A 13,809-nucleotide genomic window follows, 5' to 3' on the forward strand; every position below is an offset into this window, starting at 1 on the left:
CTTTCGTCGCGCTCGGCCAATGCGGGGGCGCGCTCGCGTCTTTATAAACGCCTCATGAACGACGGAGCTCCCGTCCGAAGGAGGCAGGACATGACACGTCAAGTGCATCGACGAGCGTTCGTGCGTGGGATGATCGCAGCGGCGTCGGCGGCGTGGCTCGGGCTCTCGCTCGGCTGTGGCGCCGACACCTCGGGAGACGCCGGCGACGCGAGCCCGGGAGCGCAGGCGATCGTCCGCAAGAGCGCCTCGGCGATGACCAGCGAAGAGATCGACAGGTTCAAGCGAGCCTACGAGTACGCCGTGGCGAACGGCTTCTTCGACGTCTTCAACGACGAGCACTACGACCACCACCGGCATCGCCACCACGGCGCCGACCTGCAGGCCACCTCGCCGATGACCATCATGGTCATGGACGAAACGTCGGGCTACCGGCTCCTGCCGTGGCACCGGGCCTTCCTCCTCGAGGCGGAGCAAATGCTCCGCGCCGCCCTCCGCCAGCGAGACCAGGAAGAGGGCATGGACCCGAGCGAAGCCGATCTCCTGTTCATTCCGTACTGGGACGCGGCACACGATCAGGACCTGCCGCACTGGGTCCACGGCTTCGAGCCCGAGGGCGGGACGGCCATCGTGCCGCCCGGCCTGCCCGAGGGGCACGCCGGGTACGGCAAGGCGGTGGGCGAGCGCTACGACATCGTCTTCGGGCGCTGGCCGGGCAAGAACCTGGTCTTCGATACGCTGCAGGCGCCCGAAGACGTCGAGCGCATCCTCGCCGAGCGCACGTTCGCCGATTTCTACGATGCGCTCGACGTCACCCCCGAGCTCCGCGTCGAGAACTATCCCAAGGCGCGGGCGGCGCTGGATGTGCTGGAGGTGAAGCTGCCGGACAGCGCGGCCGTCCAGACGCTCGTCGACGCCTTCGGCGGACCCCCGAGCAGCTCGCAGCAGGGCGCGGAGACGACCAACGCCCTCTTCGAGATCGGCTGGCTCGGAGCCGTCGAGGCGCAGAAAGCGGCGCCGGACACCGAGCTCGTCGGCGCCGTCAAGGATGTTTATGGCCTCTTCAACTTCATGCCCCATGTCCGGATGCACCTGTGGGCGGGCGGGCTCGATCCGGCGAACGCGGACGTGCGCGGGACCGTGACGTATTTCAACGAGCTGACGGTCGATCCCGTGTTCTGGATGCTCCACGGCGAGCTCGATCGCACCTGGTATACGTGGGAGAAGACGCACGCGGACGAGCCGCCGCTCGAGGGCGACGACCGGAGCTTCAACCCGCTCACCGCGAGCGAGGGCGCCTGGTACGGCGGCGGAAAGACGTACACGCTCGACGATCTCACCGCGCACGACGCGCTGCCGTATGTTTACGACGTGCTGTTCGACGGGTGACGCGTCGCCGCGCGGGGGAGCTCTCGCGCTGGACGCCCCTCGCCGCGGCGGTAGGCGGCCGGCGTCACGCCGGTCCAGCGCTTGAAGGCGCGGTGAAACGTGCTCACCTCGGAGAACCCGAGAAGGAACGCGATCTCCGAGATCGCGTCGCGCGACTCGCTCAGATAGCGCACGGCGAGATCGGCGCGCAGCCGATCGAGCACCGATGAGAGCGATGTGCCCTCCTCCTTGAGCCGCCGCTGGAGGCTGCGCGGGCTCATGCGCAGGCGCGCCGCGATCGCCGGCAGCCCCGGCTCGCCGTGGGCGAGCTCGGCCGCGATAGCGGCGCGCGCGCGCTCGAGGAAGCTCGCCTCGGCCGGCAGCGCTGCGGCCAGCGAGGCGAGGTGCTGGTCGAGCACCTCGCAGAGCAGGGGCTCGGCGTGCGCCTGGGGCCTCGCGAGGAAAGAGCGATCGATCACCAGCTCGTCGTGGGCCTCCCCGAAGCGCAGGCCGGCGCCGAAGAGGCGGCGGTGCTCGTCGACGCGCGCGGGCGCGGCGTGACGAAACCGCGCGGCGCGCGGGGTGAACGCCGGGTCCGCGCCCCGCCTCGCGAGGACGACGAGGTTGCCAAGGAAGAACTCGACCGCGTGGCGCGAGGGCGCGGGGCTGCTCCGGGGCGGCTCGTGGCGGAGCAGGGCGACATCGCCCTCTATCCGGATGTCGAGGGAGGGGCCGATGGCCACGACGCGGAGGTAGCGGGCCGCACGCGCGTAGGCTTCCCCGACGGTTGCGCTGCTCCGCACCGCGAACCCCAGCGCCCCGAGGCTGCCCACCGGCAGCCTCTGCGCGAGGCGCAGGCCGAAGCTGTCGTCGCGGACGAGCCGGGCGGCCTCGCTCCAGAGCCGGGCCTCGATCGCCCGCGGAAAGCGCATGTCCGGATCGGCGAGGTCCCCCGGATCGACCCCGGCGGCGGCGAGCAGCTCCGCGGGCGCCACGCCGTCGGCCGCCGCGCCGGCGACGACGGCCTGGAAGACCTTCACGGAGATGTCGCTCACGGCTCTCCGCGGAGCTGGGAGGCATGGTGTTCCGCTCTCGATCGATAACGCGACACGGCGGCCTCCACGCCCGATCTCGAGCTGCTCAGAACGGGGATCCCGAGGTGACGGACCAGCTCGGCCGCGGGGGCCATCGACGCCTGGGCCAGAAGCACGAGATCGCCCGGGAGCGCCGTCGCCTCGATCGTCCCGGCGATCTCGCCGGCATAACCAGGATGGTCACCCCTCTCGAAGAGCCGCCACGCTCGCTCGCACAGGACGTCGACGACATCGATCGAGCGCCCCGCGTCGGAGGCTATCTGACGCAGCAACGCGCCGGTTGGCTGAAAGGTGCTCCGGAGCGCGGCCACGACGAGGATCCGGCGGCCGCTCGCGACGGCTTGCTCTGCCATCGGGCGATCGATCCGCATCACGAGACAGTCCGAGACGGGGACAGCCTCCGCGACGCCGCCGAGCGTCGAGCAGGTGCACACGATGACCCTCGCGCCCTCGTTCGCGAGCGCCCGAACGACGGCGGCGGTGGCCGAGCGGATGCCGTCGGTGATCGCGCCGGCCGCCAGCGCATCCGCGAGGAGGCTCTCCTGGACCTCATGCCGGACCGGAATCGCGTCGTCCGCGTCCCGAGCGAGGCGGCTGAACGTCTCGACGTGGACGGGGGAAGTATGAAGAAATGCGAGCATGCTCCTCGGTGTCCGGAGGCGGCGTGCCTCGTCATGGGTCGATGAGCAGCCGCCTGGCGATCCTCTCATCGACGGCGTAGGGCCTCTCGCGAGGCAGCGATTTGGCCGCGCTGTCCGCGTGGCCGTCCTGAATCTGCTGGTACATCTTCCGGACCAGGGGAGTTCGATCCTCGATGGCGACGACCCAGCTCTCCGCGTACTCGCGAATGAGATCGCGGCCGATGCCGACCTGGATGCTGTAGCAAGGCAGCGGGCCGCCTCGGAGGTTGCGCTCGGTGTCCCATTGAATGTGGACCCTGGCTTCGGCGAACGCCTTGCTCCACTCGTCCGGCGAGCGGAACACCGTCGCTTCGGGCGACGTGAGGACGGCGAGGGAGAGCGCTTGCTCCCAGCCTGTCCGCCGGATGCGGACGGCGAGGATCCGCTCCTGCCCGGCCTTGCGCCCCCAGTTGCTGCGGTGCATGAGCCAGAGAAACGACGGCTTGATCCATGTCATGCGGCCGAACGAGAACGGGGCGACGAAGCGCTGGGCAGCGAGCGCAGGCTCGGCGATGGCCGGCGCGTAGGCCTGGTACATGACGATGGTCTCCGCGTCGTAGTCCGCTCGGATCTCGTGAAGCTTCGGCATGCGGTCCACTCGTCGCGATCGCTGTGGTCTGAGGGGAGACTACCCCCGAAGGCGGCGCTCAGGCGAAGGACTTGATGAGCATGAGGCGTCCGCGCGCGCGGCGCGCCGCACGACCACGCCGCCGTGCGCGGCCGGCCCAGGCGCGTGGACCTCGACGAGCGCGCGAATGAGCGGCCGCCGGAGATCCGATCACCGCGCTCGCGCCCGCGCGGAGGGACCGGGTTTCGAGTAATCGGGGAGCTCGATCGTGTCGTCCGCCGAGGAGCCGATCCACCCCGCGCCGCGCCGCAACAGGGGACTGGACGCGAGCCGAAGGACCCTGTGGAGGAGTGAAACGCCGAGCCTCGACCTCGGGTACACGATCCAGGGGACGCCCGGCGGGAGCTTCTGGGCCCGGTCGACGTAGGGCCGCATGAGCTCTTCATAGGCCGCGAAGGCGTCTCGATGGTCGGCGTGCCGCGACAGCTCTCCCGCGAGCACGTAAGAGCCGACGAGGGAGAGGCTCGCGCCCATTCCGCTGAGCGGCGACGCACAGTACGCAGCGTCGCCCACGAGCGCGGCGCGGCCGTGGGACCAGCGCGGCGCCATGACCTGGCTGACGGCATCGAAATAGACATCCTCTGCGTCACGCAGCGCGGCGAGCACCCGCGGCGATTCCCAACCGGCATCGGCGAAGACGCTCGCGATGAGCGCCTTCTGCTCGGCGGCGCTCAACCTCTCGTAGCCGCGGGGGGGCGACAGGAACCACAGCGACGCCCGCGTGGTGCCCACATTGTCTGGACGCAGGATGATCGATCGTCTGCCGGGGGCGAGGTACCAGCGAGCCCAGGCGCCGTCGGACGCTCCGCGGGGAATCGTGAAGTAGCTGCCATAGAGATTGAGCGGGCGAATCCTGGGCTCATCGCCGACGATGAGCGTACGGGTCCGCGAGCGGATGCCGTCGGCGGCGATCACGAGGTCGACGTCGCGCTCCGAGCCATGCTCGAAGGTGACCGTCACCCGGTCGCCGTGATCTCGGAGGCCCGTGATCTGGTCGCCGAAGAGATACTCCGTCGTGTCTCGGGTGCGCTCGTAGAGGATCCTGGCGAGGTCGCCGCGGAGGATCTCGAGCTCCTGTGTGAACCCGACCCGCTCCGAGGTCGCCGCGGGGAACTCGGCCACGGTCACGTCGTGATCGTCGACGAAGCGGAGCCCCTGCTCCCCCGTCGTGGCGGCTCGGATGTCGCCTTCGATCTCCATGCGGCGCGCGACCTCCCGCGCCGCGCCCTGGACGTCGATGTTCTGCCCGCCGAGCCGGAGCGCGCCGGCACGCTCCACGACGACGGGTCGGAATCCGTAGCGCGCAAGCCAGAAGGCGAGGGCGGGACCGGCGATGCTCGCGCCCGAGATCAAAACAGTACGATGTTCCACGGATGATCAGCTCCTGTGTCTTACGTTCCGCGCGAAGCGTCCTGCTGGCGTCGCGATCCATCGTGGCGCATGGCCTATCCCATCCCCGCATGTAGGCCGCGAACCTCCAGCGGATCAACCGCGACGGGCCGCCGCGGCGCCGTCGACCACCGCCGGCACGGACTCCCGCATCGCCTCGATGAAGCGGCGCAGCCGGGCCGGATAGAAGCGGGCCTGCGGGTAGACCAGGTGGACCGGCAGCGGATCCGCCTGCCACGACGGCGCGAGGTGCAGCAGCCGCTTCTGCGCCAGATCGTCGGTCAGAAGCCAGGACGAGGCCACGCAGACGCCGAGGCCCATCAGCGCTGCGCTGCGCAGCGCATACAGGCTGTCGGTGCTCATGCGCGGGCGGATCGCGAGCTCGACCCGTTCACCGCCGGAAGCGTGGGTCAGCGCGATCGTGTCGCGGTAGTAGGTGCGCAGCGCAAGCCAAGGCAGGTCCGCCAGGTCCGATGGATGAGCCGGCCGCGCTCCCCGGCCCAGCACCGAGGGCGCGGCGGCCACGATGCGCGGCACCTCGGTCAGACGGATCGCCACCACGGCCGGATCGGCCACCGCGCCGACCAGGATCGCGCAGTCGATGCCGTCGGCGATGAAGTTCGGCTGCCGGTCGTGCAGCAGCCACTCGACCGAGACGCGCGGGTAGCGGCGCAGGTAGTCGGCCAGCGGCTTGACCAGCTGGTGCTGGCCGAACGCGTGCGGCACGACCACGCGGAGCGTCCCGTCGGGCTGGTCGCGGTCGCCTCGCATGTCCGACGCGAACGCCTCCAGGCTGGCCAGCAGCGCCTTGGCGCGCTCGAAGCACCGTTCGCCGTCCTCGGTCAGCTTCATCGTGTGCGTGGTGCGCTGCAGCAGCGGCAGCCCCAGCGAGCGCTCCAGCGCCTGCAGGCGCCGGCTCACGGTGGGCTGCGTCGTTCCGAGCAGGGTGGCCGCGGCCGACAGGCTGCCCGCCTCGACGATCCTCACGAAGGTCTGCAGCAAGCCGATGGGGTCGAGCGACGAGGGCGAGGGGGGTGCCGGCCTGGTCATACGCCGACGGTATAACCATCGTGCGTTCCATGCCACTACAGCGCTCGAGCGATGCTTCCCATACTCGGTGTACCATGCACGCCATTCAGTTGACGCATACAGCCCCCGCCAACCAGCCGCCGCCCGCCGCGTCCGCGCCGCCCCTGCCCGCCGCCCTGGTGCTGCTGCTGGCCACCGGAGCGGGCCTGGCCGTGGCCTCGATCTACTACAGCCAGCCCATGCTCGGCGTGCTGGGGGCCGAGATCGGCGCCTCCGACCGCGCGCTCGGCCTCGTGCCCACGCTCACGCAGCTGGGCTATGCGCTGGGCATCCTGCTGCTCGCGCCGCTCGGCGACCGCTACGACCGGCGGCGCATCATCCTGGCCAAGGCGGCCCTGCTGGCGGCCGCGCTGCTGCTCGGCGGCGCGGCGCACGCGATCGGCACGCTGCTCGTCGCCAGCCTGGTCACCGGCCTGGCCGCGACCCTGGCGCAGGACATCGTGCCCGCCGCCGCGACGCTGGCCCCGGAGGCGCATCGGGGCAAGGTGGTCGGCACCGTGATGACCGGCCTGCTGCTGGGCATTTTGCTGTCCCGCGTGATCAGCGGCTTCGTGGCGGAGAATTTCGGCTGGCGCGCGGTGTTCGTCGCCGCCGCGGCCAGCATCGCCCTGCTCGGCGCGGCGATGTGGCGCAGCCTGCCGCGCTTCGCGCCGACGACGCAGCTGAGCTACGCCGCGCTGCTCGGCTCCCTGGCCGAGCTGTGGAAGCGCCACGGCGCCCTGCGCCGCGCGACGCTGGCCCAGGGGCTGCTGTCGGTGGGGTTCAGCGCGTTCTGGTCCACGCTCGCCGTGATGCTGCACGGCGCGCCGTTCCACCTCGGCAGCGCGGTGGCGGGCGCCTTCGGCCTGGCCGGAGCGGCCGGCGCGGTGGCGGCGCCCCTGGCCGGCCGCATCGCCGACCGCAGCGGGCCCGAACGGGTGACGCGCATGGGCGCCGCCCTCGCGTTCGTGGCCTTCGCCGCCATGGCGCTGTCGCCCCTGCTGTCGGCGCATGGACGGCTGTGGCTGCTCGGCGCCAGCGCCGTGGCCTTCGACCTCGGCATCCAGGCGGCGCTGGTGGCGCATCAGACCATCGTCTATGGCATCGAGCCCGGCGCGCGCAGCCGTGTCAACGCCGTGCTGGTCGTCGGCATGTTCGTCGGTATGGCCGCCGGCGCCGCGCTGGGCAGCGTGCTCTTCGCCCGGTGGGGCTGGCTGGCGGTGACGGCCCTCGCCTCGTCGGCGGCGGCCAGCGCGCTCCTCGTCCGGCTCTGGCCGGCGGTGCGCCCGTCTCCGCGCGCGTGACCGCTCGCCTGAACTGGCGGCCCTGATGTCGAATCGCGGGCCCTGTATCACGAGGATGGCCACACGCGCAGCGACGAGATCGAGCGCTGCCGGTGCGCTCAGGCGGGACAGGGCCCCTCGACTGAGGATCATCGATACCCGATCAGCACCGTCGACAGCTCGTACCCCGGCTCCGTATGGGTCCCGCCATCGTAGGCGCACCCGGCCCCCAGCGTGCACCCATCGCAAATGGGGCTGTCGGGCCGACAGGTGTTTTCGTAGCCAGCGACGTCGTACGCCACCTTCGCCGCCCCGGTCCCCGCGACGTCGGCCGTGAGCTCGATGGTCCATGGCCGCACGTCGGCGCCCGGGCACCAGCCGGCGCGCGGGTAGCGGTAGGTGCCCTGCTGACCGGGTGCGGCCGTGGTGGCGCAGTCGTCACGCCAGATCCTCTCGGCGTGGGGCACGGCGCCGACAGTGAGGGTGTGCTCCCTCTCGCAGAACTCGGCGCAGTTGTCGGCGTTTCCCTGCCCATGGCCGGTGATGAACGAGCGCAGCGCGAAGGACGAGGCGCCCGCGGGGAGCGGGATGTCGGCGGGCGGAGCCGCCCCGGCGATGGGCCTGGCGGGGTCGCCGTAGACCACGCGGCGTGGGCTCCACACCGGGATGACGGCGACCGGGATCTTCGCGGGCACGCCGCCCTTCATGTCGAAGCTGGCATGGAGCAGCCAGCCGTCGCCGTACGGCGATCCCGGCCCCACCGTGGTATCAATGAAGGCGCGCAAGGTGACCTCGCCGGCGAGCAGCGGGCGCAGGTCGGTGACGTCGAGATCCCAGCTCGCACCCACACGGTAGGGCGTGAAGAAGCGCATCAGCTCGATCACCGTGTCACCCGCGGGATCCTTGGCCGTGACGAGGCCGAGCGACGCCAGGCGAGCCCACGGGTCGCAGCCGCCCGGCGGGCACTCGAGCGAGAGATGCAAGGTGATCCTCTCGTAGGTGCCTGTGCTCGGGAACGACACCGGCGCGTCGACCACGCGCCGGTCGTCGTCGCTGGTGAGATAGAAGGGCGTCTCGTCGAACGGGGTCACCGTCGTGTCAGTGCCCGGTCCCTCGACCATGCCCCCGGCGCCACCTGCGCCCCCCGCGCTGCCCGCGCCGCCGGATGCGCCTTCGCCCGAGCCGGTGGTGCTGTTGGGGCTGGCGCCGCCCGAGCCTGCGGTGCTGCCGGAGCTGGCGCTGCCCGAGCCTGCGGTGCTGCCGGAGCTGGCGCTGCCCGAGCCTGTGGTGCTGCCGGAGCTGGCGCCGCCCGAGCCTGTGGTGCTGCCGGAGCTGGCGCCGCCCGAGCCCGTGGTTCTGCCGGGGCTGGTCTCGCTGCCGCTGCACGCGGTCGCGAGGGCAACGAGGAGCAGCGGGAGCAAGGCGCGCGTCGATCGCATGCTCTCATCCTACGCCATGGCGGCGCCGCGCGCGTTCCTCAGGCGAGCATATCTAGCCATCGCTCGGGGGGAGCTCGATAGGCGTGAGACGACCCTCCACGAGGAGCACGAACCGCGGGGCCGCGCGTCGCGGCGTCGCCCCGACGCGCGGGCCCATGCGCCCGGAGGCAATCAAATTCATGCTTCTTTGCATTGTTTAACACGATAGTTTTCGAAATCAGCCCGACGAGAGCGCGCCTCGCACATGGGGCCATGTCGCCGAGAGAGGGTGGCGCCAGGCGCATGAGGACCCGTGCCGAATTACGGAAGAACCTTACTGGCGCAGGGGTCGAAGAGGGGCTATGCAATGCGCCATCATCGGCTGTCTGGCGATGGGAGAGATGATTTCATACGGTTGAGCTTGACAAGGCTCCTTTGTTTGCCAATAGCGTTCGTCGCACCGAAAGCGACGGCCCGCCACGCCGGTACGGGCGCGGCGTGCGTCGTGCAGGTGTGAGCCCCGGCATCACCGCTGAATCACGGCATCGGGCATGCGCATTGGGTCATCCCCGGCGCTTGCCAGGCCATGAGTCCGGACGCTAGATCGGTTCGAGCGTCAGCAGATCTGCGCGGCGCACGGGGTGGTTCGTCGCCCTGCCGAACGAGGCGCGACGACCGGACGCTTCACCACCAACTTGGGTAAGATCCATGCACAACTTCAGCTTCCAGAGCAGATGGGACATGTGGATGGCCGCTGCAGCGCTGTCGCTGCTGCCGGCATGCAGCGACGGCTCGGCGGAGCCGATCGGCACATCGCAGGCCGCGCTGCAGGGCGCGAACGGGATCAGCGCCGATCGCGTGATCGACTCGCAGTGGAGTCAGGGGTACTGCGCGCGCATCGTCGTGAGCAACCAGCACCCGAGCGCCACGACGGGGACGTGGAGCGTCGCGCTCGACGTCGGCCCGGGCGCCATCTTCTCGTCGTGGGATGGCACGTTCAGCGGGAGCACGGGTCAGATCACGGTCACGCCCCAGGGCGGCAATGCGGCGATCCCCCCGTCGGGCAGCCGCCAGTTCGGGTTCTGCGCCAGCACCCCGAGCCCGGGGATCGAGCCGGTCGTTCTGTCGGTGAGCAGCGACCTGCCGCCGATGGGCAGCGGCGTGGCGATCGCGGAGTACAAGTTCCCGGCCGCGATCGACGCGATGGTCAGCCCTGACTACGCGACCGAGCTCTGGGCGTCCTTCTACCGCCCTGCGAGCCTCGAGGCCGGCCGGCAGTATCCGCTGCTCGTGTTCATGCACGGGAACCACCCCACGTGCGGCACGGGCGTGAACCCCCGTACGGACAACAACAACCAGTACGCCACGACGGGGACGTGCCCGGCGAACTACGTCGTCGTCCCCAACCACCGCGGCTACGACTACATGGCCGAGGACCTCGCCGCGCGCGGCTATTTCGTGGTGTCCATCAACACGAACCGGGGTATCCATGCCGCGTCGGGCACGCCCGACGACGAGCTGGTCATCGGGCCGCGCGGACGCCTGCTGCTCCGCCACCTGGAGCAGCTGAGCCGCTGGGACAGCGGCGCAGAGCCGACGCCCCCGGAGCTCGGCGTGGATCTGCTCGATCGCATCGACTTCGACCAGGTGGGCTTGCTGGGGCACTCGCGCGGCGGCGAGGCCGTGCGGTTCGCCTACAACGAGTACCGCCGGAGCGGCAGCCCCTGGCCTGCGCTGATAGACAGCCCCGTGAGCATCCGCGGGATCTTCGAGATCGGTCCGACCGATCAGGGCCAGAACGGCCAGCGCCTGAACGCTGACCAGACGGCCTGGAACGTGATCCTGCCGGCCTGCGACTGGGACCTGAGCGATCTGCCCGGGATGCGCCCGTTCGATCGCATGCTGAGCATCGCCGAGCCGGAGCCCCTCTCCAAGTCCTTCTATCATGTGTGGGGCGCCAATCACAATTACTACAACAGCGAGTGGCAGCTCGCGGACGGGAACAGCGGCGGGATCACGGGCTGCATCGACCATGACGAGCTCTTCGATCCGCTGGAGTACGGCTCGCCGGCGCAGCGCGAGACGGGTCGCCTGGCGGCCGTCGAGTTCTTCATTGCGAACGTGGGCGCGGATCGCGACGAGGCCGCGAACGCCCTGTTCGACCCTGCCTTCCCCTTTCCGGACGTCCCGTACCGTGTCCGCCGCGGCTATCATCCGGGCGGAGACGCCGCCGACAGCCTGCTGCTCGAGGATTTCATCAATCCGACCGGCACGAGCTCCTACGGCCTGCCGAACACCACCGGCGGCACCCTCTCGGTGGAGCACACGCCCCTGAGCGGACACGACCCTTCGCTCTCGGGCGCGTGGATCCACGACGTGGTCGCGGGCAGCTCGACGTTCTTCCAGTCGAACTGGTCCTCCGCCGGCACCGGCTTCGATCTCACGGGGTACGACTACCTCGATCTCCGCGCCGACCGCAGCTGGGGCTCCGATCCGACCGAGGCTTCGTTCCTCGTGGAGCTCGTGAACGCCGACGATACCCGGTCGAGCGCCGTCGCCATCGATGAGTTCCTGGAGCTCGGTCCGCCGCCGCGCGGCGGCACCACGCTGCCGACCGCGCGCATTCCGCTGTCCTCGTTCAGCGGCGCCACGCTCGCGTCGGTGCGCGGGGTTCGTCTGACCTTCACCACGCCGCTCGACGGAAATAGCCTGTACCTGGCGAACATCCGCGCCACCCGTGCCACCACCGAGGCCCTGGCCGCTTCGGGGCAGCTCGCCTCCATCGCGTCGAGCGCGGCGCCGCCCGCCTCCCGTGCGCGCGCCGCCGGCACGACCCTCCCCGAGCAGCGGCGGATCGTGGCGGGCAATGCCATCCAGAGCGTGAGGAGCAGCGGGGCCGACGCTGTCGAGCTCACGCTCACCAGCGCCGAGTTCTTCGACCTCCGCGCCACCAACCTGGTGCTGACCGTCGGCGCCGAGCGAAGCATCGCGGCTCGCCATCCGAACGGTGATCTCAACACCGTTCAATTCTTGCTCCCGCGCGCCGCCTTCGATCGCCTCGGTGCGCAGGAGCCGGTGAGGGTCGACTACGGTCCAGGCTCCTCCGTGGCCTGGGACTTCGGTCACCTCGACAAGACGGCGCTGGCTCCCTGAGCCGACGACGGCGCGCCCTGGCCTGCATCGAGGACCAGCCGGGGCGCGCCGCCCGCTCGCAGCGAGAGGCACCGTGGGGCTCTCGCTGCTGTCGGGGATGATCGGGGGATTCGACCTCTCGATCATGCCGGAGGCGCTCCCTGGTTCATTGACATCAACGACCTGGATTGACCTCCTCGATGAAATAGGCGGTCTCTGCGGAATCGTCGTCTACATCGAGGAGGCTCCCCGCGTCGGCCATCGGTGGTCCGACGTTCGTCTCCAGCCACTTCTTCACGTCGCCAGCTCCGGCGTCTTCGAACAGCAGATCGGACGCTTCTGACGGCTTGAAGCAGCTGTCCGGTAGGTAGATGACCATGCTCGCTCGGACCACCGTTGACAATAGCCGAAGGGACTCTCGCAGACCCTGCCGCACGTCACGCTCGTGAAGAAATGACGACCATCGCGCCAGATGCGTGAATTCGATCAACCTCTTGTGGACACTGGCACAAAACCCGTCTGGGCCAGCCATCCACACGTAGCCCTCGTTGAATAGCTCCTCGGCGGCGTTCGAGCTGAGCCCGCTCAGCTTCCATCCCCAGGACGCTCGTCCAGCCCGGACCCACTCCTGCGCCCATGGACGGAGCGCGGGCGGTAGTGCCCAAGCAGCGTTGAGCGCGCCTGGCAGTTCATACAGCTCATCCCAGGATAGGCCATGGTCGACGATGGCGGTGAAGTCTACGGCCATGTTGTGACTCCATTCCCCATGCGGCGCGCGACCTTCCGCGCCGCGCCGTGGACGCCGAGGTTCTGCCCGCCGAACCGGAGTGCGTCGGCGCGTTCCACGACGACGGGTCGGAATCCGTAGCGCGCAAGCCAGAAGGCGAGGGCGGGACCGGCGATGCTCGCCCCCGAGATCAAAACCGTCCGATGTTCCACCTGTGGAGTGTCACCGGGCGGGGGCAGGTGTCAACCCCGTCCGGTCCGACCGGATCCTCACCGCGGCAGGATCATCGCCGGGCTGTCGCGTCGCGGTCCGCTCGGCGGGGCTCGGGCCCTCGGGCATCCTCGGGGCGTCGTGCGGGCGCCGGCCTGGCGGTGCGTTCGGCCGCCGCTTCGTCTATCCTGGTCGCCATGATCAAGCGCAGCGGGAGCAGCCGAGTCGCGCCGGCGGATGACGTGTTCGCAGCGAGGAAGCGCAAGCCGGTACCGCACGAGTTCGTGCTCGACGCGCTCGCCCCGCTCGGGCCCGAGACGCGGCCGATGTTCGGCTGCCTGGCGGTCTATGTGGAGGACAAGATCGTCCTCATCCTGCGCGACAAGCCCGCGCCCGCGCAGGACAACGGCGTCTGGCTCGCCACGACGGAGGAGCACCATGCGGCCCTGCGCCCTGATTTTCCGAGCATGCGAAGCATCGAGGTGCTCGGGAGCGGGGTGACGGGCTGGCAGGTGCTCCCGGCGGACGCGCCCGATTTCGAGGAAGCCGCGCTGCGGGCCTGCGCGCTCATCGAGGCGGGCGATCCGCGCATCGGGAAGGTGCCGGGAGAGCGGCGGAAGCGGGGCGAGGCGCCGGCGAAGAGGGCAGTGAAGAAGGCGGCGGCGAAGAAGGCAGCGGTGAAGAAGGCGCCGGCGAAGAAGGCGGCGGCGAAGAAGGCGCCGGCGACGAAGGCAGCGGTGACGTCGGCTGCGAAGAGCGGCGGGAAGGCGACTGCGAAGAGGCGATCTTGAGCATCCGCGATGAAGCTCCTGGTC

General features: G+C 70.3%; 11 protein-coding genes and 1 pseudogene. 4 read left to right on the forward strand and 8 right to left on the reverse strand.

Annotation, left to right across the window (positions count from 1 at the left end):
* Positions 1–90 precede the first annotated feature (90 nt).
* The gene (locus WMF19_RS50400; RefSeq protein WP_437896900.1) at positions 91–1,386 is read left to right on the forward strand and encodes a tyrosinase family protein; all 1,296 of its coding nucleotides are present in this window, start codon (positions 91–93) and stop codon (positions 1,384–1,386) included.
* Here WMF19_RS50400 and WMF19_RS50405 read toward each other — a convergent pair.
* The 5 genes from WMF19_RS50405 to WMF19_RS50425 all read right to left on the reverse strand — a co-directional run bounded on the left by WMF19_RS50405 (position 1,362) and on the right by WMF19_RS50425 (position 6,308).
* Positions 1,362–2,420, reverse strand: a complete 1,059-nt coding sequence (locus tag WMF19_RS50405; RefSeq protein ID WP_437896901.1) for an AraC family transcriptional regulator — start codon at positions 2,418–2,420, stop codon at positions 1,362–1,364. The genes WMF19_RS50400 and WMF19_RS50405 overlap by 25 nt on opposite strands.
* Positions 2,417–3,100, reverse strand: a complete 684-nt coding sequence (locus WMF19_RS50410) for a hypothetical protein (RefSeq protein WP_437896902.1) — start codon at positions 3,098–3,100, stop codon at positions 2,417–2,419. Before WMF19_RS50410 ends, WMF19_RS50405 begins: the two co-directional genes overlap by 4 nt.
* A 31-nt stretch (positions 3,101–3,131) precedes the next feature.
* On the reverse strand, positions 3,132–3,728 hold the full coding sequence (locus WMF19_RS50415; RefSeq protein ID WP_437896903.1) for a DUF4291 domain-containing protein: 597 nt from the start codon (positions 3,726–3,728) through the stop codon (positions 3,132–3,134).
* A gap of 189 nt (positions 3,729–3,917) precedes the next feature.
* Positions 3,918–5,138 carry an FAD-dependent monooxygenase gene (locus WMF19_RS50420; protein ID WP_437896904.1) on the reverse strand — a complete coding sequence of 407 codons (1,221 nt, stop codon included), beginning with the start codon at positions 5,136–5,138 and terminating at the stop codon, positions 3,918–3,920.
* Positions 5,139–5,252: 114 nt separating this feature from the next.
* Complete coding sequence (locus WMF19_RS50425) at positions 5,253–6,308, reverse strand: LysR family transcriptional regulator (RefSeq protein WP_437901768.1); 1,056 nt, start codon at positions 6,306–6,308, stop codon at positions 5,253–5,255.
* Between WMF19_RS50425 and WMF19_RS50430 the strand changes: the two genes are divergently transcribed.
* Positions 6,281–7,528 carry an MFS transporter gene (locus WMF19_RS50430; protein WP_437896905.1) on the forward strand — a complete coding sequence of 416 codons (1,248 nt, stop codon included), beginning with the start codon at positions 6,281–6,283 and terminating at the stop codon, positions 7,526–7,528. The two genes, WMF19_RS50425 and WMF19_RS50430, sit on opposite strands and share 28 nt — an antisense overlap.
* 128 nt (positions 7,529–7,656) lie before the next feature.
* On the opposite strand, the gene WMF19_RS50435 is transcribed toward WMF19_RS50430, so the two are convergent.
* A complete protein-coding gene (locus tag WMF19_RS50435; RefSeq protein WP_437896906.1) occupies positions 7,657–8,946 on the reverse strand; it encodes a peptide-N-glycosidase F-related protein in 1,290 nt (429 codons plus the stop codon).
* Between the two features lie 687 nt (positions 8,947–9,633).
* On the opposite strand from WMF19_RS50435, the gene WMF19_RS50440 reads away from it, so the two are divergent.
* On the forward strand, positions 9,634–12,078 hold the full coding sequence (locus WMF19_RS50440) for a cellulose binding domain-containing protein (RefSeq protein WP_437896907.1): 2,445 nt from the start codon (positions 9,634–9,636) through the stop codon (positions 12,076–12,078).
* Between the two features lie 154 nt (positions 12,079–12,232).
* Here the strand turns inward: WMF19_RS50440 and WMF19_RS50445 are convergent, their stop codons facing one another.
* A complete protein-coding gene (locus tag WMF19_RS50445; RefSeq protein WP_437896908.1) occupies positions 12,233–12,805 on the reverse strand; it encodes a hypothetical protein in 573 nt (190 codons plus the stop codon).
* 14 nt (positions 12,806–12,819) lie between these two features.
* Positions 12,820–12,996, reverse strand: a pseudogene (locus tag WMF19_RS50450) (FAD-dependent monooxygenase); the annotation flags it as partial.
* Positions 12,997–13,191: 195 nt separating this feature from the next.
* Here WMF19_RS50450 and WMF19_RS50455 point away from each other — a divergent pair.
* Entirely contained in the window at positions 13,192–13,785 is a 594-nt protein-coding gene (locus WMF19_RS50455; RefSeq protein WP_437896909.1) for a hypothetical protein, read from the forward strand.
* Positions 13,786–13,809: the final 24 nt, after the last annotated feature.

Source organism: Sorangium sp. So ce124, from assembly GCF_051525235.1.
Lineage (GTDB): Bacteria > Myxococcota_A > Polyangia > Polyangiales > Polyangiaceae > Sorangium > Sorangium atrum.